This window comes from Collinsella sp. AF02-46-1, assembly GCF_003465825.1.
Classification (GTDB): Bacteria; Actinomycetota; Coriobacteriia; order Coriobacteriales; family Coriobacteriaceae; genus Collinsella.
The window spans coordinates 112,093-133,335 of sequence record NZ_QSBV01000003.1 but is presented as its reverse complement, the minus strand read 5'-3'; the positions used below and the strand labels follow the sequence as shown (position 1 = coordinate 133,335).

Annotated in this window: 23 protein-coding genes; 2 read left to right on the top strand and 21 right to left on the bottom strand. The window is 60.3% G+C overall.

Features of this window, described 5'->3' with window-relative positions; all coding sequences use genetic code 11:
• Window positions 1-118 precede the first annotated feature (118 nt).
• From DWV20_RS02410 to DWV20_RS02400, 3 genes are all read right to left on the bottom strand, one after another.
• Window positions 119-1,519, bottom strand: coding sequence for a phosphoglucomutase/phosphomannomutase family protein (locus DWV20_RS02410; protein ID WP_117758466.1), 1,401 nt, complete (start codon window positions 1,517-1,519; stop codon window positions 119-121).
• Window positions 1,520-1,678: 159 nt separating this feature from the next.
• Complete coding sequence (locus tag DWV20_RS02405; protein ID WP_117766200.1) at window positions 1,679-2,572, bottom strand: homocysteine S-methyltransferase family protein; 894 nt, start codon at window positions 2,570-2,572, stop codon at window positions 1,679-1,681.
• A gap of 10 nt (window positions 2,573-2,582) precedes the next feature.
• The gene (locus tag DWV20_RS02400; RefSeq protein WP_035138800.1) at window positions 2,583-3,005 is read right to left on the bottom strand and encodes a metal-dependent transcriptional regulator; all 423 of its coding nucleotides are present in this window, start codon (window positions 3,003-3,005) and stop codon (window positions 2,583-2,585) included.
• 120 nt (window positions 3,006-3,125) lie between these two features.
• Between DWV20_RS02400 and pepT the strand changes: the two genes are divergently transcribed.
• Window positions 3,126-4,373, top strand: coding sequence for a peptidase T (pepT, locus tag DWV20_RS02395; protein ID WP_117766202.1), 1,248 nt, complete (start codon window positions 3,126-3,128; stop codon window positions 4,371-4,373).
• A gap of 251 nt (window positions 4,374-4,624) precedes the next feature.
• On the opposite strand, the gene DWV20_RS02390 is transcribed toward pepT, so the two are convergent.
• The 17 genes from DWV20_RS02390 to DWV20_RS02310 form a co-directional block, all read right to left on the bottom strand.
• Complete coding sequence (locus tag DWV20_RS02390) at window positions 4,625-5,860, bottom strand: LCP family protein (protein ID WP_118256294.1); 1,236 nt, start codon at window positions 5,858-5,860, stop codon at window positions 4,625-4,627.
• A gap of 12 nt (window positions 5,861-5,872) precedes the next feature.
• Window positions 5,873-7,156: a UDP-N-acetylglucosamine 1-carboxyvinyltransferase gene (gene murA, locus DWV20_RS02385; RefSeq protein WP_118256293.1), complete on the bottom strand. Its 1,284-nt coding sequence runs from the start codon at window positions 7,154-7,156 to the stop codon at window positions 5,873-5,875.
• An 88-nt stretch (window positions 7,157-7,244) separates the two neighbouring features.
• On the bottom strand, window positions 7,245-7,637 hold the full coding sequence (atpC, locus tag DWV20_RS02380; protein ID WP_006235718.1) for an ATP synthase F1 subunit epsilon: 393 nt from the start codon (window positions 7,635-7,637) through the stop codon (window positions 7,245-7,247).
• Window positions 7,638-7,640: 3 nt separating this feature from the next.
• Window positions 7,641-9,095 (bottom strand): F0F1 ATP synthase subunit beta, encoded by a 1,455-nt coding sequence (gene atpD / locus DWV20_RS02375; protein ID WP_006235717.1) that lies wholly within the window; start codon window positions 9,093-9,095, stop codon window positions 7,641-7,643.
• The gene (gene atpG / locus DWV20_RS02370) at window positions 9,095-10,003 is read right to left on the bottom strand and encodes an ATP synthase F1 subunit gamma (RefSeq protein ID WP_006235716.1); all 909 of its coding nucleotides are present in this window, start codon (window positions 10,001-10,003) and stop codon (window positions 9,095-9,097) included. The genes atpD and atpG overlap by 1 nt, the downstream gene beginning before the upstream one ends.
• Window positions 10,004-10,008: 5 nt before the next feature.
• Window positions 10,009-11,607, bottom strand: a complete 1,599-nt coding sequence (gene atpA, locus DWV20_RS02365; RefSeq protein WP_035138794.1) for a F0F1 ATP synthase subunit alpha — start codon at window positions 11,605-11,607, stop codon at window positions 10,009-10,011.
• The gene (locus DWV20_RS02360; protein ID WP_006235713.1) at window positions 11,607-12,083 is read right to left on the bottom strand and encodes a FoF1 ATP synthase subunit delta; all 477 of its coding nucleotides are present in this window, start codon (window positions 12,081-12,083) and stop codon (window positions 11,607-11,609) included. The genes atpA and DWV20_RS02360 overlap by 1 nt, the downstream gene beginning before the upstream one ends.
• A complete protein-coding gene (gene atpF, locus DWV20_RS02355; protein WP_118256292.1) occupies window positions 12,073-12,675 on the bottom strand; it encodes a F0F1 ATP synthase subunit B in 603 nt (200 codons plus the stop codon). Before atpF ends, DWV20_RS02360 begins: the two co-directional genes overlap by 11 nt.
• 15 nt (window positions 12,676-12,690) lie before the next feature.
• Window positions 12,691-12,885, bottom strand: a complete 195-nt coding sequence (locus DWV20_RS02350; RefSeq protein WP_022094262.1) for an ATP synthase subunit C — start codon at window positions 12,883-12,885, stop codon at window positions 12,691-12,693.
• 124 nt (window positions 12,886-13,009) lie between these two features.
• Window positions 13,010-13,813, bottom strand: coding sequence for a F0F1 ATP synthase subunit A (gene atpB / locus DWV20_RS02345; RefSeq protein ID WP_022094263.1), 804 nt, complete (start codon window positions 13,811-13,813; stop codon window positions 13,010-13,012).
• Between the two features lie 3 nt (window positions 13,814-13,816).
• Entirely contained in the window at window positions 13,817-14,128 is a 312-nt protein-coding gene (locus DWV20_RS02340) for a hypothetical protein (protein WP_035138788.1), read from the bottom strand.
• Between the two features lie 281 nt (window positions 14,129-14,409).
• A complete protein-coding gene (gene upp / locus DWV20_RS02335; RefSeq protein ID WP_040359658.1) occupies window positions 14,410-15,057 on the bottom strand; it encodes a uracil phosphoribosyltransferase in 648 nt (215 codons plus the stop codon).
• Between the two features lie 123 nt (window positions 15,058-15,180).
• Window positions 15,181-16,722, bottom strand: a complete 1,542-nt coding sequence (glpK, locus tag DWV20_RS02330; RefSeq protein ID WP_118256291.1) for a glycerol kinase GlpK — start codon at window positions 16,720-16,722, stop codon at window positions 15,181-15,183.
• Window positions 16,723-16,735: 13 nt separating this feature from the next.
• A complete protein-coding gene (locus DWV20_RS02325; protein ID WP_118256290.1) occupies window positions 16,736-17,479 on the bottom strand; it encodes an L-threonylcarbamoyladenylate synthase in 744 nt (247 codons plus the stop codon).
• Between the two features lie 134 nt (window positions 17,480-17,613).
• Window positions 17,614-18,105, bottom strand: a complete 492-nt coding sequence (locus DWV20_RS02320) for a type II toxin-antitoxin system HicB family antitoxin (protein WP_147346303.1) — start codon at window positions 18,103-18,105, stop codon at window positions 17,614-17,616.
• The gene (locus DWV20_RS10180; protein ID WP_089573106.1) at window positions 18,072-18,257 is read right to left on the bottom strand and encodes a type II toxin-antitoxin system HicA family toxin; all 186 of its coding nucleotides are present in this window, start codon (window positions 18,255-18,257) and stop codon (window positions 18,072-18,074) included. The genes DWV20_RS02320 and DWV20_RS10180 overlap by 34 nt, the downstream gene beginning before the upstream one ends.
• 68 nt (window positions 18,258-18,325) lie before the next feature.
• Window positions 18,326-19,576, bottom strand: a complete 1,251-nt coding sequence (locus tag DWV20_RS02310; RefSeq protein ID WP_118256288.1) for a HemK/PrmC family methyltransferase — start codon at window positions 19,574-19,576, stop codon at window positions 18,326-18,328.
• Window positions 19,577-19,613: 37 nt separating this feature from the next.
• Between DWV20_RS02310 and DWV20_RS09845 the strand changes: the two genes are divergently transcribed.
• Complete coding sequence (locus DWV20_RS09845; protein WP_147346302.1) at window positions 19,614-19,940, top strand: hypothetical protein; 327 nt, start codon at window positions 19,614-19,616, stop codon at window positions 19,938-19,940.
• Between the two features lie 226 nt (window positions 19,941-20,166).
• Here the strand turns inward: DWV20_RS09845 and prfA are convergent, their stop codons facing one another.
• On the bottom strand, window positions 20,167-21,234 hold the full coding sequence (prfA, locus tag DWV20_RS02305; protein ID WP_055252487.1) for a peptide chain release factor 1: 1,068 nt from the start codon (window positions 21,232-21,234) through the stop codon (window positions 20,167-20,169).
• Window positions 21,235-21,243: the final 9 nt, after the last annotated feature.

Genomic DNA, 21,243 nt, shown 5'->3' with positions numbered 1-21,243 from the left:
GCGCCGGGGGCGGGAATCTGGGCGTACACATTTCCTACACATATTAAAACCCTGCTTACGTTTGCCAGCCGTTCTCTACCGCTCACCGAGGGCCTCTTTATAGTGAAGCGTCATATGGCTAAAGCTGATAGGCTCCCTTAGCCAAGGCACAGCCGGCATCGAGCAACTCATCGCGCTCCTCCACCGAGAACCCCTCGGCGTATACGCGAACCACCGGTTCGGTCCCGCTGGGGCGGATCAGCAGCCAGGTGTCATCCTCGAATGCCAAACGTAAACCATCCATATGGCTTACAGCCTGCGGCGCCTTGCCGCAAATCGATTTAGGATTCATGCCAGGAAGCAGCGTTCGCAGCGATTCGGCGTCTTCGGCCTCAAGGCGCAAATCGCGACGCCCATAGCTCGTCTTACCAAAACTGGCCTCGAGCTGATCGACCAAAACGCCCAAAGGCGCGCCCGTCTTTGCCATAAGCTCACACAGAATCAGACAAGCAAGGATTCCATCACGCTCAGGCATATGCGCGGCGATGCCGATACCGCCGGCCTCCTCGCCTCCCATGAGGACGCCGCCCTTCTTCATCTCTGCAGCTATATATTTGAAACCGACCGGCTTAACGGTCACACGACAGCCAAGCGCCTCGGCAATGCGACGCACGAGCGTCGAGCACGAGAGATTGACGACGACACGCCCCTCCAAATTGCGGAATTGAACGAGGTCGCCCAAAACAAGCGCCATGATTTGATGCGGATGAATATATCTACCGCGTTCGTCGACCGCACCGATACGGTCGGCATCGCCGTCGGTCACCAGGCCTGCACACGCCCCGTCCTCGACAACCGCACGCTCGCAAGCGTCCACCCACGGCTCAACAGGGTCGGGGCAAATGTCCTCTTGATCGGACGACTGTCCGGCATGAATCTCATGCACCTCGACGCCTAGCTCCCGCAGCAGGTCGGCAAGATATCCCTGGGCCGCGCCGCCCATGGGGTCAACTACCACACGCAGGTGAGCGGCTCGAATGGCCTCGGCATCGACAAACGATGCCACCGCCTGCATATAGTCAGGAATAATATCCGCGGTGCGATAGCGTTCCTCGATCCCCATCGGCTCGGGGGCCATAGTCTCTTCGAGCTCTTCGATGACATCCTGATTGGCCGTCGAGCCATCTCCCATGCGCAGCTTAAGGCACAGATACCCCTGCGGATGATGGGATCCCGTCACCATGAGCGCACCGCAGGCCTCGCCGTCATACGCCGCCGCCCACGTAAGGGCGGGGGTCGGAACAGGCCGAGATGCGAGCACTGCGTCCAATCCGTGAGCGGCAAGCACGCCTGCCGCAAGCTCAGCAAACTCGCGCGCCTGCGGCCGGGTGTCGAACCCTATATATACTGTTTTGCCGGGATTGATCTTTTGCCACAACTCGCCGACGGCATCGGCAATGCGGGCAACGTTGTCGACGGTAAAGTCGTCGTCGACGCGGGCGCGCCAACCGTCAGTTCCAAAATGAATTATCGCGCACACGCGCAGACACCTCGCAGTGTTTGGATCATGGTACGCATGAGGTATACCCGCAGCACGCACCCGGCAACCTGCCGGTACCAGCATTCACCATTTGGGCAAATGCTGCCGAGGACATGCAGGCAATAAAAAAAACCGCCCCGTATGGAGCGGTTTTGCCCTTTATATATCGAGCGCCTCGGCCATCGCTGCCGTAGTGATTGCCGTGGTTCCACAGCAACTGCCCACCATTGCGGCACCGGCATGTCTCCATTCGATGCATGCGCGCGCGAAAGCTTCGGGGTTCTCGTGCCATACGGGGCCATCCTGAGTCTGGACCGGATCGCCTACGTTGGGACGCACCGTGACGGGAGTAGTCGCCGATGCAACCATCCTGGGCACCGCCGCGTTCGCGGCCGCAAGCGAACAGCAATTAACACCAACCGAGTTTGCGCCGTGTTTTTCGGCGTACAAAACGGCTGCCTCGATGTTGAGGCCATCGCCCAACAGGTCGCCTTTATCGTCAACGACAAAACTCACCAGGACAGGCATGCCGTCGGCGGCATCTCGGGCGCCGGCAAGCGTGGGCTGCAAATTACGGATAGACGTCACCGTCTCGATCAGCAGACCGTCAACACCAGCATTGAGCAAGGCGTGCGCCTGTTCGCGCGCAATGCCTCGGATTTCACGATACTCGACAGAGTCTTCGGCAAACCACTCAATACCGATCGGGCCCATCGAGCCCAGTAGCAGCTGAGGGTGCGCCTGGCGGGCATCGTCGACGGCCCCGCGATTGACCTCCGCCACGGACGGCGCAATCTGATCGTGCTTGAGGGCATAGCTCGATGCCTGAAAGGTGTTGGTAATGAGCACCTGCGCGCCGGCGGCGACATACAAGCGATGAATACGAGAAACGGTCTGCGGCTCTGCCAGATTCCAAAACGCCGGTGGAATGTCGGCGGCATCGTACTCACTCAACAGAACACTGCCCATGGGGCCCTGCGCCAACAAGGTCTCGCTCGACAAGCGGCGCGTAAGTTCCTCGGCACCAAAGCGGTTGTAATAACTCGTATCCATATATATCCCGCTATTCCTCGACGCTGATTCCCTGCTTTTCGAGATAGGCGAGCCAGCGGTTCATCGTGTCCTCGGATAGCGCATGCTCCATCATGCAGGCCTCGGAATCGGCTCGCTCAAATTCGACACCGAGCTCCTGAACCAAAAACGTGCGGATGAGGCGATGACGGTACCAGATAGCCGTACCAACCTCGCGGCCGCGATCGGTCAGGACTACCTTGCCGTAGTGCGATTGCTCGACAAGTTCGGATGCTTTGAGCGCCGAAACCGCTTTATTGACCGATGCCTTGGAGACGCCAAGGCGCTGCGCGATGTCGACCGATCGCACGCCGTTGGTTTCCCCCTCTTCGCTTTCAATGCGAACCATGCACTCCAAGTAGTCTTCGTTCGCCACCGTCAGATGTAGTTCGCGCGAGCTATTTGTCGTATCCATGATCTTCCGTCCCTTCTGCATTCATTGGCTGATTCTACCCCATCCAAGCGTCGCGGTATGCCGTGGCATACCGTGCTAGAGTTCTTGTTGCACACGACGACCAAGATTGGAGCGGTCTTTATGGAAAACACCACCACGAACCCCGATGTCCTCGAGCGCTTTTTGCGCTACGTCCAGATCAACACGCAGTCCGAGGATGCAAACTGCGACCAGGTACCCTCGAGCGCCGTTCAGTTTGACCTTGCCAACGTGCTGGCTGAAGAGCTGCGCGAGCTTGGTGCGGAAGATGCCCACGTGACCGAGCACGCCTATGTCTGCGCGCATATCCCCGCAAGTGTGGGCGCTGAGGACAAGCCCGCCCTGGGCCTGATCGCCCATCTCGACACCACCGAAGTTGCACCGGGCGCCGGCGTGAAGCCGCACATCGTGCACTACGAAGGCGGCGACCTGGTCTGCGGCACGGTTGACGGTAAGCCCGTTGCCATGAGTACCGCCAAGCTTCCCGCCCTGAACGACCTCGCGGGTGAGGACCTGGTCTGCAGCGATGGCACCACGCTGCTGGGCGCGGACGACAAGGCAGGCGTCGCCGAGATCATGTCGCTTGTCGCGCGTATCGCTCAGGACCCTTCTCTGCCCCATCCCGCACTCGGCATTTGCTTCTGCCCTGACGAGGAGATCGGCCACGGAGCCGAGCTGTTGGATATCGATACCTTTGGCTGCAAGTATGCCTACACGGTCGACGGTGGCCCCATCGGCGAGCTGGAGTGGGAGTGCTTTAATGCCGCTGAGGCGACCGTCTGCTTTGAGGGCCAGTCCATCCACCCGGGCGACGCCAAAGGCCGTATGGTTAACGCAGGCAATCTGTTCTGCGACTTCAACGCGTTGCTCCCCTACGTGCAGCGCCCGGAGTATACGGAAGGCTACGAGGGCTTTTATCACCTTGAGGGTGTATCTGCAACCGTCGATCACGCCACAGCGCGCTATATCGTCCGCGACCATGACGCAGCCAAGTTCCAGCAGAAACTCGACCTTATTGATGCCGCCGCCTCGATGCTCAACCAGCGCTTGGGTGACAAGCGCGTGACGGTCGAGATTAAGCAGCAGTATCGAAATATGGCCGAGATCGTTCGTGACTATCCCGAGCTTATTGATGTTGCCAAGGAAGCCTACCTTGCCTGCGGCGTTGAGCCCCAAGTGCTGCCGATTCGCGGCGGCACCGACGGCGCGCAGCTGTCGTTCCGCGGTCTGCCCTGCCCCAACCTTTCCACCGGCGGCTATTGCTACCACGGCGTCAACGAGTTTGTCCCGGTCAGTTCGCTCGTCAAGATGACCGACGTCCTGCAGGAGCTCGTCGCCCGTTTCGCATAAGCCTGGCTGCATAAGCCCAAAAGACGAATCGCCCCGTCCTCTACAGAGAACGGGGCGGTTTTTGATACAAGGGGAGTAGTCAACATCGCAGGTTGAGCCAACGTCAGCGAGCGACGTCCAAGGCGAACAATTTGTCATTCAAAAGGCAGGGCATTGACCTTCTGGTCATGCCCTGCCTTTTGAATGACAAATTGTCGCCTTGGGCGGCGCGCAGCGTCGAGTCGTTACGGCGTTTGGTAAAACGCCGTAACTTAGTAGTTGGCTTCGTAGCCGTTGCCGTCGCCGGTGGGCTCTTCGTAGTAGTCCGAATCGCTCGAATCGCTTGAGTCATCGGAATCGTCAGAGCTGACCGATGAGGTTGCGGTACCGTTTGCGTAGTCGTCAGACGTGTTGTTGCTGAGGTCACCGATCGTGGAGCTGGAGCCGTCGGAAAGACCCATGGTGTTGGGGCCCTTGGGGTCCTTGCCGGCGTCGACACGGGCCATCATTTCCTTAAGCTCGTCTTCGTAGACAAAGACATAGCTCACGCCGTCGATCATGGTGCTGTCGTCGGCGTACGAGGGCAGGTTGGCCGAGTAGATACCGTCGACATCCATACCGCGCATGGCATTGACCGTAGCCACGATATCCTGAACGCTCATATCGGTTACGAGCATATCGGACAGCGAATTAACCAGGCCAAAGATCTTCGTGGCATCGAAGTTATTGAGAATCTGGTTGGCAAGGGCGCCAAGCACCTGACGCTGGTGGCGCATGCGCGTGTAATCGCCGTCGGCATAGGTGTAGCGGCAGCGGGCATAGGTAAGGGCGGTGGCACCGTCCATATGCTGTTGGCCAGCGGTAATCTTAATATCCAGGTGCTCGGGGTCGTCAACATCATCGGTTGCGTTAATGTCGATACCGCCAACCGAATCAATCAGCGCCTGCATACCGTCGAAGCTGACCTCGGCATAGTGGGAAATCTGAACACCGCACAGCTCGTTGACCGCCTCGACCATGGCCTCGGCGCCGCCAACGGTATGGCAGGCGTTGATCTTCATGGTCTCGCCCTTGTACTCGACCTTGGTGTCGCGCGGAACGGAAATGAGCGTCGCCTGCTTTTGCGTGGGGTCGATGCGTGCCAGGATAATCGAGTCGGCACGATACGTATCCTCGCCCGGACGGCCGTCGGTGCCAAGAAGCAGCACGTAGAACGGATCCTTTGCCTCATCGGTGTCAACCAGAACCCGACGCAGATTGTCGGTAATGACATTAGAATCGCCGAGCTTGCCCATAATGGTGGCAAACCACAGGCCGGCAGCGGTAGTGGCACTCAACAGCACGCCAAGCACGACAATGAGCGCGACGTGACGAATCGTGTGGCTACGACGACGTTGGCGAGCGCGCTCGGAATAGCGAGCCACGTTATCGCGACTGTAGATCTTGGCCTGCGCACCAGTTGAGGGTCTTCGGGTGGTGGTATCTGCGAGGGGCTTTTTATTAAACATAGGCAACCTGTATTAGTAGATGACGGGATCGGGGACGGTAGCATGCTCGACATGCGCGCCGAGCGCCTGCAGCTTTTCGACAAACTGCTCGTAGCCGCGCTTGATGTGATGGATAGCCGAAACCTCGGTCGTCCCGTCGGCGATCAAGCCCGCTACGACGAGGGCCGCTCCGCCGCGCAGATCGGGCGAGGTAACCTGTGCACCCGAGAAGCCCTTGACGCCATGAATCATGGCATGATGGCTCTCGATACGAATGTCGGCACCCATGCGCACCAGCTCAGAGGCAAACATAAAGCGATTCTCGAAGATGTTTTCGGTAATAACAGAACTGCCGTCGGCAAGGGCGGAGAGCACCATAATCTGCGCCTGCATGTCGGTCGGGAAACCGGGGAACGGAAGCGTCTGGATGTCGACCGGCTTGATACGCTCGGCACGGTTCACATGGACGCCATCCTCGACGCGCTCGCAGTCGATACCCATGAGCTCCATCTTCTTGAGCACCATGCCCAAGTGAATGGGGCAAATGCCCGTGACATCGACACCGCGATCGTCGGCCATCAACGCACCGGCAACGATAAAGGTACCGGCCTCGATGCGGTCGCCCACCACGCGATGGGTAACGGGATGGAGCTCTTCCACGCCTTCGATCGTCACGACGGGCGTACCGGCGCCAACAATCTTGGCGCCCATCTCGTTGAGCATGTTAGCGAGATCGACGATCTCGGGCTCGCGGGCGGCATTGTCGATAACTGTGGTGCCCTGTGCGCGCACAGAGGCCATGATGAGGTTCTCGGTCGCACCGACGCTGGCGAACTCGAGCGTGACGGTGGTACCGCGCAGACCTTGGGGCGCATTAGCGTTGATGTAACCGTGGGCGGTATCGAACTCAACGCCCAGGGCCTCAAGACCAAGAATGTGCATATCGATCTTGCGAGCACCCAGGTTGCAGCCGCCCGGCATGGCAATTTTGGCGCGATGGAAGCGGCCCAGCAGGGGTCCCATGACGGCGGTGGAAGCGCGCATCTTGGCAACGAGCTCGTAGGGGGCCTCCCATGAATCGACCTGAGAGGTATCAATCTCGAGCGTGTGCTCGTCGAGAACATCGATCGTAGCGCCCATGCCCTTGAGCACCTTGCCCATCACGTGGACATCGGAAATATCGGGCACGTTCTGCAGCGTCGTCTTGCCCGGCGCCAGAAGCGTTGCCGCCATGAGTTTGAGCGCGGAGTTCTTGGCGCCCGAGACGGGCACGGAGCCTCCGATGGCGTGGCCACCCTCAACGCGGATAATATCCAAGGTCTACCCTTTCAAAAAGCATGCCCGGGGTGGCTGGGCCATCCCGGGCATGATGTGTTCGCAAATGGTCGAACGCTAAATCGTTTGACTATTGGGCAAGCTTGAGCTTACACCATGCGATTTCATTATAGAGGTAGGCGCGGCGTGCATCATCCTCCGACAAATTACCCAGCTTCTCTTCAAAACCTTGAATATCAGCTTTAAGCTTGTCGGCATCGACGGTCGCCAAATCGCAAGCGCGCTCGGCGAGAACGGTCACGACATCGTCCGCAACCTGGGCATAGCCGCCGGCCACGGCAAACGTGTGGTCGACAGTGCCCATGGCCTTATCGGAAACGCGAACGTAACCGCGGTCGATCGTGCAGATCTCGCTGGAGTGAGCAGGCAGGACGCCAAACTCGCCATCCGTGGACGGAATCGACACAAACGCAGCGTCGCCCTCATAGGCGCAGCTCACGGGGCACACGATGCGGATACGCATAACCTACTTCTCCCCCATCTTGCGGGCGCGCTCGCGCACGTCCTCAATCGTGGAAGCATAGCGGAAAGCCTGCTCGGGCAGGTCATCGGCCTTGCCGTCGACAATCTCGGCGAAAGAGCGGACGGTATCCTCGACGCGGACGTAGACACCGGGGTTGCCGGTGAACTTCTCGGCGACGTGGAAGGACTGCGAGAGGAACTGCTGAATCTTACGGGCACGGTTGACCGTAAGGCGCTGCTCCTCGGACAGCTCGTCCATACCCAGAATGGCGATGATGTCCTGAAGGTCGGAGTACTCCTGCAGGAGCTCCTGGACCTTGACGGCGACACGGTAGTGCTCCTCGCCGACGATCGAGGGATCGAGAGCGTCGGAGGAAGATGCGAGCGGGTCGATAGCCGGGAACAGGCCAAGCGACGAAATGCTACGCGAAAGAACCGTGGTGGCGTCGAGGTGCGTAAACGTCGTGGCAGGCGCCGGGTCGGTCAGGTCGTCTGCGGGGACGTAGACAGCCTGGACGGAGGTAATGGAGCCCGTCTTGGTCGAGGTAATACGCTCCTGGAGGTCGCCCATCTCGGTTGCCAGCGTGGGCTGGTAACCAACGGCGGACGGCATACGGCCCAGCAGTGCGGAAACCTCGGAACCTGCCTGGGAGAAGCGGAAGATGTTGTCGATGAACAGCAGAACGTCCTGGCCGCGATCGCGGAAGTACTCAGCGGTGGTAAGGCCGGCCAGACCGATGCGCAGACGCGCTCCGGGCGGCTCGTTCATCTGACCATAGACCAAGCAGGTCTTGTCGATAACGCCAGACTCGCTCATCTCGAGGAACAGGTCGGTGCCCTCGCGGGTACGCTCGCCGACGCCGGTGAACACCGAGGTGCCGCCGTGCTCCTGGGCGAGGTTGTTGATGAGCTCCTGAATCAGAACGGTCTTGCCGACGCCGGCGCCGCCGAACAGGCCCGTCTTGCCGCCACGGATGTAGGGCTCGAGCAGGTCAACAGCTTTGATGCCGGTCTCGAAGATCTCGGTCTTGGTGGTGAGCTCGTCAAAGCGGGGCGCTGCATGGTGGATGGGGTAGAACTCCTCCACCTCGGGCATGGGCTTGCCGTCGACGGGCTTGCCCATAACGTTCCAAATTCGGCCGAGCGTCTTGGGGCCAACGGGCATCTTCATGGGCTCACCGGTATCGGTGGCGATGAGGCCGCGCTGCAGGCCGTCGGTCGAGGACATGGCGACCGTGCGGACGACGCCGCCCGGAAGCTGGCTCTCGACCTCGAGGATCGTGCTCAGATGACCGATCGGGGTCTCGGCCTCGACCGTGAGCGCGTTGTAGATCGGGGGCACCGCGCCGTCAAACTTGACGTCGACGACAGGGCCGATGATTCGCACGATGCGACCATCACCGGCAGTCGTCTTCTTGGTGGCTTCCTCGACCGCAAGCTTTACGGTGTTATTAGCCATTACTGTTCCTCCAATGCTGAGGCTCCGCCGACGATCTCGTTAATCTCGGTCGTGATCGAAGCCTGGCGCACGCGACTATACGTGCGGGTAAGGGTCGAGATGATCGCGGTGGCGTTTTCCGTCGCGGAGTGCATGGCCTTGCGGCGTGCACCCTGCTCGGCAGCCGCCGAATCGATCAGGGCCTGGTAGATGACCGTCAGGATGTAAGACGGCACAAGCTTGCCGAGAACATGCTCGGGAGAGGGCACGAACTCGAACGTGGACGAGATGCGCTTAGGGGCGTCGGTCTCGTTCTTACGCGGACCGTGGGCCATAGCGATCATCTCGGGGTCGAGCGGCAACAGATGCTCGACGCGAAGCTCCTGATCCACGCGGTTCTTGGCGTGGTGGTAGACAAGCTCGACACGGTCAAGCTCACCGGCACGATACGCATCGCAGATATGAGAGGAGATCATGCGGGCCTGATTGAAATCGGGCTCAGAGGAGTTGCCCTCAAAGTGCATGACAACGTTTGCGCGGTCACGGAAATACGTGGCCGGCTTACGCCCGCACGCGATGATCTCGCACTCGATGCCGTCGTTCGCCCAAGAAGCGGCGAGCTTTTCGGCCGTGCGCTCCACCGTCGTATTGAAACCGCCGGCAAGGCCGCGGTCCGAGGCAATAACGACAATCAGGCCATGCTTGACGCTCTCATGCTTCTGCAGCATGGGATCGGTGCCCGAACAGGAGGCGTCGCCGGCGACCGTCAACATGACGTCGGTCAGCGCCTCCTTATAGGGCTCGGCCTGCTTGGAGCGATCGAGGGCACGACGGATCTTGGCCGTAGAGACCATCTCCATCGTGCGCGTGATCTGCTTGGTCGTGGTAACCGAGGAGATTCGCTTCTTAATGTCGCGAAGGTTAGCCATGGGGCTTAGTTCTCCTCTGATCCAGAAACATCCGAATGGTGCTTGGCCATGAACTGCTGCTTGAAGTCGCCGATGACGCGCAAGAGCTCAGCCTTGGTGTCATCATCGATCTTCTTGGCGCGAACCTTGTCGAGCAGCGAGCCAAAGCCATTGTCCATGTACTCGATGAGCTCGGCACGGAAGGGCAGCACGTCGGCGATCTCCAGGTCATCCAGGAAGCCCTCGTTGCCAGCGAACAGCGTAACGATCTGCTCGCCAACCTCAAACGGCTTGTAACGCGGCTGCTTCAGGAGCTCGGTCATGCGAGCACCATGGGTCAGCTGCTTTTGCGTGGCCTCGTCGAGGTCGGAGCCGAACTGCGTGAAGCCGGCGAGCTCCTGGTACGAAGCAAGGTCCAGACGGAGGTTGCCGGCGACCTGCTTCATGGCCTTGGTCTGCGCATCGCCACCGACGCGGGACACGGAGATGCCCACGTCGACTGCCGGGCGCTGACCCTGGAAGAAGAGCTCGGACTGCAGGTAGATCTGACCATCGGTAATGGAAATGACGTTGGTCGGAATGTAGGCCGAGACGTCGCCGTCCTGGGTCTCGATGATCGGCAGTGCCGTCATGGAGCCGTAACCGTTCTTCTTGGACATCTTGACGGCACGCTCGAGCAGACGAGAGTGCAGGTAGAAGATGTCGCCAGGATAGGCCTCGCGTCCGGGCGGACGATGCAGCGTCAGCGACATCTGACGGTAGGCCACAGCCTGCTTGGACAGGTCGTCGTAGATGACGAGCACGTGGCCGCCGGGGTTGGTCTCGCTGGCGGGCTTGCCGTCCTCGCCGTTGTACATGAAGAACTCGCCGATAGCGGCACCGGCCATAGGCGCGATGTACTGCATAGGGGCGGAATCGGCAGCGGTGGCCGAAACGATGATGGTGTAGTCGAGCGCACCGTGCTGAGCGAGGGTCTCGCGGATGTTGGCAACCGTGGAGGCCTTCTGGCCGATGGCGACATAGATGCAGACCATGCCCTTGCCGCGCTGGTTGAGGATAGCGTCGATGGCGATGGCGGTCTTACCGGTCTTACGGTCGCCGATGATGAGCTCACGCTGACCGCGGCCAATAGGCACCATGGAGTCGATAGCGAGCAGACCGGTCTGAACCGGCTCGCACACCGGGGTACGATCGATGACGCCGGGAGCCTTGAACTCGATGGGGCGACGGTGCGTGGCGACGATGTCGCCCAGGCCGTCGATGGGCTGGCCGAGCGGATTGACGACGCGGCCGAGCATGGCACGGCTCACGGGGATATCCATAATGCGGCCAGTGGTGCGGCACTCGTCGCCTTCCTTGATGGAGTCGACGGCACCGAACAGAACGGCGCCGACCTCGTCACGGTCAAGGTTCTGGGCAAGGCCGAAGACGGTCTCACCGGTATCGGAGCTCTTGAACTCCAGAAGCTCGCCTGCCATGGCGCTCTTGAGGCCGGAGACGCGCGCGATGCCGTCGCCTACCTCGTCGACCGTTGAAACCTCATGCGTATCGACCGTCGCGGAGAGGCTCGTGAGCTGCTCCTGCAGTTTCTTGGCGATATCCTGGGCATTGAGGGTTTCGGACATTAGGCTTCACCTCCGTACGAATTAGCAGAGTTTGCGAGGGTCTCCTGCGCGATGCGCAGCTGCGTCTTGACGGAAATATCACGACGCTCGCCGCGGGCCTCGAGCACCAGGCCGCCCACGATAGACGGGTCGACCTGCTCGATAAGGAATACCTTGCGGCCGAAGTCCTGCTCGCATTTCTTAGTGATGGTTTGACGCAGCTCGTCGTCGAGCGGGATCGCCGTGGTGACGGTCACGCCCACTACATCCTCGTCTTCCTCGGCAACATACTTAAAGGCAGCTGCCACCTTGGGAAGAAGGTCGAGCTGGTCGCGCTTGGACATGGTGTCGAGCACGGCGATGATCTCGGGGCTGGCAGAAGCCAAGCGCTCGATCATCTCGAGGTCCTCGAACACATGGTTCTCGGCCTTAGCGGCTTCCAGAAGGGAGCGCGCGTAGGTCTCGAGCACCTTGTCCTGATAGCGGCTAGTCGGCATTCAGGCTACCTGCTTCCTGGATGTAGCGCTCGATGAGCTTCTTCTGCTCGGCATCGTCCTCGAGTGCCTCGCCCACGATCTTGGTGGCGACGGCAACGGACAGGTCGGCGATGGAGCTCGCGGCACCGGCGTAAATGGACTTGCGCTCGTCCTCGACGGTCGTATGGGCCTTGGCGATGATCTCCTCGGCCTCCTTGTGAGCAACCTCGATGATACGGGCGCGCTCGGACTCGGCGTCCTTACGGGCCTCGAGAACGATGTCGGCAGCCTGACGACGGGCGTCGGTGACGATCGAGTCGGACTCAGCGCGCTTGGCGATAGCCTCCTGCTTGGTCTTCTCGGCCTCGTCGAGGCTCTCCTCGATCTTCTTGCCGCGCTCCTCCATGGTTTTCATGATGCCCGGCAGGGCGACCTTGGCCAGCACGATCCAGATAATCAGGAAGGCGATAAGCGCCGGGATGAACTCCGCCATCTTAGGGATGAGGATGTCCGCACCGGCGGCGCCGTCCTCGGCGAACGCGGAAACCGGCATGAGCAGCGCGGCCGCGGACGCGGAGAGTGCGATCGCGCTCTTCTGGGATGAAAGATTCATACTTGACGCTCCGTGCTATTTAACGATCAGCGCGACAACGAAGCCGATCAGAGCCAGAGCCTCGCCGAAGGCGGAGCCCATGATGAAGACGGTGAACACGCGGCCCTGGACCTCAGGCTGACGGGCCATAGCACCCGTAGCACCCAGAGCAGACAGGCCGATAGCAAGACCAGCGCCGATAACACCGAGACCGTAACCGATAACTCCCACGATTCCTCCTTTGTCGTGCGTGTCTTATTTCACGCAGGATAACCTTTTTTATAACTGCCGGGCTCCATGGGTACGGGCACCGGCGGTTTAACGAATTGCTTACCTTTAAGGCGCGAGCGGAAGGCTACTCCTCCTCCGCGACCTCCTCTGCCTCGGAGACATACACGGCGGTAAGGACCGTGAAGACGTAAGCCTGGATGGCGCCGACCACAAGCTCGATCGCATAGATCAGGATGAGGATGGCAAGCCAGGCTAGCGAAGGCAGGGCGCCAACGGCGTGGGCCGCGGAAACCTGCTGAAGCAGCGGCTGCATGAACATGCTCGCCATGATGGCGAACGAGCCCATGACCACGTGTCCTGCGAACATGTTGCAGAACAGACGGACGGCAAGCGTGATGAGACGCAGGAAGGTCGAGAAAAGCTCGACGACCCACACAAGCACGTTCATCGGGAAGCTTACGCCCTGCGGGGCGAGGCTCTTGATGTAGCCGATCACGCCGTGAGCCTTGCATCCGTAGTAGATGAAGTACACGAAGGCGAAGATGGCGAGCGCGGCGGTGGAGCCGATTGCGCCGGTGCCGGGCTTCATTCCCGGAATCAGGCCGATCATGTTATTGATCAGGATGAACAGGAAAAGCGAGCACAGGAACGGGAAGTGTTTCTTCCAGTTCTCACCCACGACGCCCTTGCCGATATCGTTCTCGACGTACTCGATGATGTACTCGAAACCGTTGACGAAGAAGCCCTTGGGAACCAGGGTCTGCTTCTTCTTGAACACGGCCAGGACGATCAGGAGCACGATCGTGGAGACGATCAGCCAAAACGAGTACTGCGTGATGCCGCAGCTCAGATCGCCCACGACAGGGGTGGAGCTGAACTCGCTGACCAGATGATTAATCTCATCAGGCAGCTTTTCAAAAATTTCCACGACTTACCTTTCGACCTCATGAGGATCTCGCAGCGCCTTGGCGACGCGAACCGCGCAGGCGGCCATAAAGGCCACGAAGCCGATCGCCTCGCCCAGGAGGAACATGCGAAATGCCTCTCCGAACAACACAAACACAACCAAGGTAAAGACGAGCAGGGCGATTGCCGAGACCGCCAGACTCACCATACCCTTGAGCATGTCCGCATTCTGCTTATCGTCAAGAACCGGCTTGAGCGTAAAGACAAAGGGAAGGAAGGCAATTGCGCCCGCGATGGCGCCTGCAACGATAGCGAGCAGATCGGCTATCTGAAACACTGGCGTCCTCACTTTCCTTTTTTAACGCTTCCCAGAACAGTTCCCGCCAAACATTGGTGACTATTGTACGAGCCAATCGCTAAAGTACAACCGAAAAAGCATCGGTTAATACGCACCTGTTCGTTTTCTTAAGACCTTCTTTATGCCGCAGGTAGGTAATACGTTTTTCTCGAACCCCTCTAGGCTAAACGTCCGTTAACAGGAGTGCGCGTGGACGTCTTTTGCTCGCCCGCGCGCACCATTTCTTCGTATTTGTGACCGTAGCCGACAAGGCCCGACAACTAGAGCGTGCCGTAGATGCGGTCGCCGGCGTCGCCCAGGCCGGGAACGATGTAGGCGGCCTCGTTGAGATGGTCATCGATGGCGCACGTATAAATATGTACGTCAGGATCCTTCTCGGTCAGCGACTTGAGGCCCTCGGGCGCGGCGACGATGCACAGCATGCGGATGTCCTTGACACCGCGCTCGCGCAGGTAGCTGATGGCCATCTCGGCCGAACCGCCCGTGGCGAGCATGGGGTCGACAACCAGGCAGATACGCTGGTCGATATCCTTGGGCATCTTGCAGTAATACTCATGCGGCTCGTGGGTGACCTCGTCGCGCTCCATGCCGATGTGGCCCACGCGAGCGGAGGGCACCAGGTCGAGGATGCCGTCGACCATGCCAAGGCCCGCACGCAGGATGGGCACGATGGCGAGTTTCTTGCCGGCAAGCTGTTTGAACGTGGCGGTAGTGATGGGGGTCTCGACCTCGACGTCTTCCATAGGCAGGTCGCGCATGGCCTCGTAGCCGTCAAAGAGCGCAAGCTCGCGCACGAGCTGGCGGAACTGGTTGGTGCCGGTGTTTTTATCGCGCAGGATCGACAGCTTGTGCTGAACGAGCGGGTGATCGACAAGCGTCACACGGGACGCATCATAGGTGACGGTCATGGGTTGATTGCCCCTTTCGTTGCGGCCGCAAAACGGCCTTGCTGACAAGGCGCGCAGCAATGTTGCCGCCGCACGCCATGCATTAGTTTAGCGGTTTGTTGTATCGAGCAGCCCATCGCAGCCCTACTGTGCGGTACTGAGCGAGCGCCTGACTGCATCACACCAGCCCGCAAGGTTTTGTTCGCGGCGCTCGGCGGACATGTGGGGAAGGAAGGTCCTAACGATCTGGGCATTTTGCTCCAGCTCTTCCAGGTCTTCCCAATAGCCGACGGCAAGACCCGCCAAGTACGCGGCACCGATTGCCGTGGTCTCCACCGTCTCGCATTGCAGCACGGGGATATCCAGCAGGTCGGCCTGGAATTGCATGATGAACTCGTTGCGCGAGGCACCGCCATCGACAGACAGGCGCTCGATCGAAAGCCCCACGTCCTGCTCCATGGCGCGCAGCACGTCGTAGCTCTGATATGCCATGGATTCGCAGGCGGCACGTACGATGGTCGCACGGCTCGAGGCGCCGGTCAGACCGCACACGATACCGCGGGCATGCGGGTCCCACCAGGGAGCGCCCAGACCCGCAAAGGCGGGAACGAAGTAGCAGCCCTCGTTGTCGCTAATCGAAGCGGCGAGTTGTGCCGACTCGCTCACGCTCGAGATGATGCACATGTTGTTGCGAAGCCAGTTCATGGTGGAACCGGCAGCAAAGATGGAGCCCTCGAGCGCATAGCTGATCTTCCCGTTCGCAGCGATACCGATGGTGGAGACCAGACCGTTCTTGGATTCGACGATCTCGTCGCCGGTGTTCATGAGCATAAAGCAGCCCGTGCCATAGGTGTTTTTGGTCTGGCCGGGATGAAAGCAGCAGTGACCGAACAGCGACGCCTGCTGGTCGCCCGCCACACCCATGATGGGCGGCATGTTGGTCATGATGTCGCTCGCGACGCGGCCGTAGTCGCCCGAGCTCCAGCGAACCTCGGGCATCATGGAACGTGGAACATCAAAGAGCGCCAGCAGGTCGTCGTCCCAATCGAGCGTATGGATATTAAAGAGTGCCGTGCGGCTGGCATTGGTGTAGTCGGTGGCAAAGACCTGGCCGCCGGTGAGGTTGTAGATGAGCCAGGTGTCGATGGTGCCAAACATGAGGTCGCCCGCCGCCGCGCTCTCGCGTGCGCCGTCGACGTTGTCGAGAATCCACTGTACCTTGGAGGCCGAGAAATACGGGTCGAGCGTGAGTCCCGTGCGGGAGCGCACCAGCTCCTCGCAACCCTGTTCAACCAACGCCTCGATTGTCGACGCGGTACGGCGGCACTGCCATACGATAGCGTTATAGATCGGCTGACCGCTCACGCGATCCCAAACCACCGTGGTCTCGCGCTGGTTGGAGATGCCGATGGCGGCAATGCGGTCGGAGTGGATACCGCTCTTAAACTGGACTTCCATCATGACGGCGATTTGACTGGCAAGGACCGCCATGGGGTCTTGCTCTACCCAACCGGGACGCGGAAAACTGGTTTTGACGCTGCGACGTGCCTGCGCGACGATGCATCCGTACTCGTCGACGATGGTCGCAAGTACCGAGGTGGTGCCGCAGTCGAGCGCCATGATGTAGGAACCGCCAAAGTTAAACGAGGCATCTTCCATGCCCAGGCTGCCCAGATTCAACGACATCGCTTACACCTTTCTATTGCATCGGGTCGGACAGGACCCGTTCGATCTCTGATGCGGGAAGTGCGCCTTGGCGCAGGATCTGGAGCCCGCCGTGCTGGAGCGACACGATGGTCGAGGCATCGCGACACGGAGTCTCACCGGCGTCGACGGCAACATCGACACCCTCCAGGATGCGACCCTCGACGGCGGCAAAGCTTGCCGGCGAGGGCGCACCGTGCGTGTTGGCGCTGGTGCAGGCAAGGGGGCTGCCACAGGCGCGAATGAGCGCCTGCACCACGGGCGAGGCCGAAGCGCGAAGTGCCACCGTGTCGTCGGCGGCGCGCATAAAGGTCGGCACGCAGGGGGCCGCCTTGACCACGATAGTCAGGGCGCCCGGCCAGCATCGTCGGGCGAGCACGCGGGCCTCGTTAGGGATATCCACGCCATAGCGGTCGAGTGCCTCGGCATCATCGACCAGCCAGGCAACCGTTTGGGTGAGCTCGCGCTGCTTGAGGGTAAAGATACGACGATAGCCGGTACCGAGTGCGGGGACCGCGGCGCCGTTGACGGTGGCCTGCGGATCTCGCGGCCACGATGGGAATTCGCTTGTATCTTGAGGCACGGCGTCCGAAAAGGCGTTGACCGCCACGGCGACACCGTAGACCGTCTCGGTCGGGATCAAGGCCAGGCCGCCGCGGTCGAGCACCTCGGCCGTGCGCTCGACGGCAAGCCGATGCGGCTCGCGCGTTCCCTCGTATACCCGATAGACCGTCTGCATGTGTATGCCAGCCCCTTACGCTCTGGTGCAAGTTTGTTTACTGTGGGGCATTCTCGCACGAAACGTTCAACCTATTTGACCAGAGCGCATGTTGGTTTGGTGAGCGGCTCTAGTAGTCGGTGAAAGTGAGGGGGTTATTGGACTGCGACGAACTTCTTTGGCCTGCCGGCGTGGCGTTTTTGGGCTGCGTAGCGCTCGATGCTGTCTATCGTTATCATCCGACGGCCATCGACGAGTTCAACAACGAGTTTTCCGGCTTTGACCAGCGCGGTAATCCGCGGAGCGGAGACTTTGAGGTCCAGCGCTGCGTCTTTAAATGTTCGGCACGCCGCTTCCCGAGCGTCCTCGTGGTCGATTTCGACTGAAAGGGCCACGACCTCGGCCGAGCGTTCGTACCCTGCCGGAGTCAAACCGTTGTTGAGGTCGTCGGCCAAAAACGCCATCAGCGCCTCGGTGGCATGGGCAATCGCTTCTTCGCGCGTATCGCCATCGGCAAAGGCGCCGGGAATCTGCGGGAAGCTGGCGCAGTAACCGTCGTCTTCTTTTATGAGAACGCAGTCATAGGTAAATCGCTGCCTCATTTTGCCTCCAACTACCATCCAGCTTGGCGACGAATACTTGCCCACGTGCCCTTCTTTGGTCGATCACCACCAGAGCCGTTCACGGTGACAACACGGTCACCAGAAACATACTTAGCATGACTACCGACTTGCGCGACCTTCACGAATCCATCGTGCTTGAGTAGGGCAATGATTTCCCGAAAGGTAGGAGGTTGCATGGGCCGACCTCTTTCAGCCGTCCTAATTATAAATTAATTTATAATTTTTGCTAACCAGTTAATAAATATTACTGGCGCTGTTTGGGCTCGGTGACGATGGCTCGGACGATGCGGGGGCGATCGGTGAGGTCGTGGACGATGCGCACGTCCGACAGACCCGCTTGGCGGCAGAGCTCGGCCGCAGCGTCGAGCGCGCCCTCGTAGAGCTCGCAGGCAAAGAGGCCGCCAGCGCGCAACATGTAGGGCGCCGCGTTGAGCAGGCGGCGGAAGATATCGAGGCCGTCGGCACCGCCCTCGAGCGCCAGATCGGGCTCAAAGTCCTTGACCTCGTGCGGCAGCGAGCGCATGACATCGGTGGGGATGTAGGGCGGGTTGGAGACGAGTACGTCAAAGGTGCCCCACTCTTCACGGGGAATGGAGCTCACCAGGTTCGTGAGGCTGAAGGCGACCTCGTCGGACGTGAGGCCAAGCGCATCGCGGTTTTTGGTAGCAAGGTCGATGGCGCGCGGCTCGATATCGGTAGCAGTGCAGGTGACGTGGCCGCGACGCTCCCAGGCGATCGAGAGCGAGATACAGCCCGTGCCGCAGCCGACCTCGAGAACGCGGGCAGTGCGGGGCTCGGCTGGGGCAGGCGCAGCGGCATCCTGAGCTGAAACCGTCTCCTGGTCGGCGCCCTCGATGGCGATGTCGTATTCGTCGAGCTCGGGCTCGGCGGCTTTTGCGGCTTCGGCTTCTGCTGCTTGCGCGGCGGCTTCCTCGGCCTCGCGATCGGCAAGCTCCTCGGCATAGGCGCGGCTACCGAGCACGTCGCTACCCAGCGCAGCCTCATCGGCGGCCGTCAGGTTGGCAGCACGGCGCTCGGCGGTTGCGCGTTCGTCGGCCAGCGCCGCCTCAGCTTTGCGGGCCTGCTCGACCTCATCGTTCCAAGGCAGCTCAACACGCTGACGGGCAGCGGCCTCGGGGCTCAGCACCTCGGTATCCAGATAGTTCAGGACTTCTTCGACGAGCATCTCGGTCTCGGGGCGCGGGATGAGCACGCCGGGGGCGCACGCGACGTCGATCATGCGAAACTGCGCGCTGCCGGTGATGTACTGCAGCGGCTCGCCTTTGGCGCGACGAACGACGGCCGCGTGCATGGTCTCGAGCTGGGCTGCGTTAAGCGTCTCGTCCATGCGCATATACAAGTCGATACGCGCCAGGCCCGTGGCCGCGCACAGCAGCCACTCGGCAGAAAGACGGGGATGCTCCTCGCCGCGCTCGGCCAGGTACTCCTTGGTCCACTCGAGACAACGCTTGATGGTCCAAATCTCGTTTGCCATGGGGGCCCTCCCCTCTTAAGCGCCGGACGGCGCGCGAATGTCGGAGCAGATTGTAAGCGAGGCCAGCGCTTGGCAAGGGGCGATTAAAGGCGATTATCGAGAATCAGCCCAGAATTTTGCTTGGAGCCTGCCTAGAGTGTTCATTCGTCGACGTCTAAATCTGCATCCGTCAAGCTTTTGGCAAGGTTGCCCCAAAACTGACCAATATCTAACCAAGAACTTGCCACATCGCTTGACGCACGACCCATCAAAAATCGCCCCGCGATTTCTTGGACGTTTTTTCGAGCAATATTTTCAATTGCAGATGCATGCCGTTAATTGCTTTAAGCAGGTAAGCAGCTCAAAGGCCATCAAAACCGATTGAACAACATCTCAAAGCAATGTCCCCAATGACTCCCTACGGATCATTTGACAACCAAGGAAACGCCGATGTTTTGGCAATGCCAGCGAGCGACGTCCAGAGCGAACAAGTTGGCATGAAAAAGGCAAGGCATAGACCTTCTGGTCATGCCTTGCCTTTTGAATGACAAATTGTCGCTCTGGACGGCGCGCAGCGTCGGCTGGTCCGCCGTTCGGTAGAACGGCGGAACTTAGACTGCCTGTGCCAGCTTCTCGGCTCGCTCGGCGGCGGCGAGCGCCTCGATGACGGTGCCGAGCTGATCGCCCAGAAGGACGCCGTTGTAGGTGGAGTTGAAACCGATGCGGTGATCGGTCACGCGGTCCTGGGGCTGGTTGTAGGTACGGATCTTCTCGGAACGGTTGCCGTGGCCGATCTGGCTTTGGCGCTCGGCACCGAGCTCGGCCTGCTGCTTCTCGAGCTCCATCTCGTACAGACGGGCGCGCAGCATTTGCATGCAGACTTCGCGGTTCTGGATCTGGGAGCGCTGTTCCTGCGACTGCACCACGGTGTTGGTGGGCAGGTGGGTGATGCGCACGGCAGAATAAGTGGTATTAACGCACTGACCGCCAGGGCCGGAGGCGCAGTAGGTGTCGATGCGCAGGTCGGACTGGTTGATCTGAACGTCGATTTCCTCGGCCTCGGGAAGTACGGCGACGGTAGCCGTGGAGGTCTGAATGCGGCCCTGGGACTCGGTCTTGGGGACACGCTGGACGCGGTGCACGCCGGACTCGAACTTCATGACGGAGTAGACGCGGTCGCCCTCGACCTTGAACTCGATGGACTTAAAGCCGCCGGCCTCGCTGGGGCTGGAATCGAGCACGGTGGTCTTCCAGCCGCGCGATTCGCAGAAGCGCTGATACATCTTGTACAGGTCGCCGGCAAAGATGGCCGCCTCGTCGCCACCGGCGGCGGAGCGGATCTCGACGATGGTGTTCTTATCGTCGTTGGGGTCGCTCGGGATGAGCATGTACTTGATGTCTTCCTCGAGCTGGGGAAGCTTGGCCTCGTTTTCGGAGATGTCCATCTGGAGCATCTCCTTCTCATCGGCATCGGTCGTATCGTGGAGCATTTCCTTGGCAGCCTCGATGTCATCGAGCGCGCCGATATACTCGCGCGAGGCGGCGATGAGGTCGGACTGGTGCGCGTACTCCTTGTTGAGACGCGTGAACTCCTTGATATCGGAGGCGACGGCCGGGTCGGAAAGCTTCTTCTCGAGCTCCTCGTAGGCCTTGATAATCTTTTCGAGCTTGTCGCGCATGGCGGGACT

Coding starts and splice junctions, on each gene's coding strand:
- DWV20_RS02405 (WP_117766200.1), bottom strand. CDS start 2,572: ATGGATACGAGTTATTACAACCGCTTTGGTGCCGAGGAACTTACGCGC.
- DWV20_RS02400 (WP_035138800.1), bottom strand. CDS start 3,005: ATGGATACGACAAATAGCTCGCGCGAACTACATCTGACGGTGGCGAAC.
- pepT (WP_117766202.1), top strand. CDS start 3,126: ATGGAAAACACCACCACGAACCCCGATGTCCTCGAGCGCTTTTTGCGC.
- DWV20_RS02390 (WP_118256294.1), bottom strand. CDS start 5,860: ATGTTTAATAAAAAGCCCCTCGCAGATACCACCACCCGAAGACCCTCA.
- atpC (WP_006235718.1), bottom strand. CDS start 7,637: ATGCGTATCCGCATCGTGTGCCCCGTGAGCTGCGCCTATGAGGGCGAC.
- atpD (WP_006235717.1), bottom strand. CDS start 9,095: ATGGCTAATAACACCGTAAAGCTTGCGGTCGAGGAAGCCACCAAGAAG.
- atpG (WP_006235716.1), bottom strand. CDS start 10,003: ATGGCTAACCTTCGCGACATTAAGAAGCGAATCTCCTCGGTTACCACG.
- atpA (WP_035138794.1), bottom strand. CDS start 11,607: ATGTCCGAAACCCTCAATGCCCAGGATATCGCCAAGAAACTGCAGGAG.
- DWV20_RS02360 (WP_006235713.1), bottom strand. CDS start 12,083: ATGCCGACTAGCCGCTATCAGGACAAGGTGCTCGAGACCTACGCGCGC.
- atpF (WP_118256292.1), bottom strand. CDS start 12,675: ATGAATCTTTCATCCCAGAAGAGCGCGATCGCACTCTCCGCGTCCGCG.
- upp (WP_040359658.1), bottom strand. CDS start 15,057: ATGACCGTCACCTATGATGCGTCCCGTGTGACGCTTGTCGATCACCCG.
- glpK (WP_118256291.1), bottom strand. CDS start 16,722: ATGTCGTTGAATCTGGGCAGCCTGGGCATGGAAGATGCCTCGTTTAAC.
- DWV20_RS02325 (WP_118256290.1), bottom strand. CDS start 17,479: ATGCAGACGGTCTATCGGGTATACGAGGGAACGCGCGAGCCGCATCGG.
- DWV20_RS10180 (WP_089573106.1), bottom strand. CDS start 18,257: ATGCAACCTCCTACCTTTCGGGAAATCATTGCCCTACTCAAGCACGAT.
- DWV20_RS02310 (WP_118256288.1), bottom strand. CDS start 19,576: ATGGCAAACGAGATTTGGACCATCAAGCGTTGTCTCGAGTGGACCAAG.
- DWV20_RS09845 (WP_147346302.1), top strand. CDS start 19,614: ATGTCGGAGCAGATTGTAAGCGAGGCCAGCGCTTGGCAAGGGGCGATT.
- prfA (WP_055252487.1), bottom strand. CDS start 21,234: ATGCGCGACAAGCTCGAAAAGATTATCAAGGCCTACGAGGAGCTCGAG.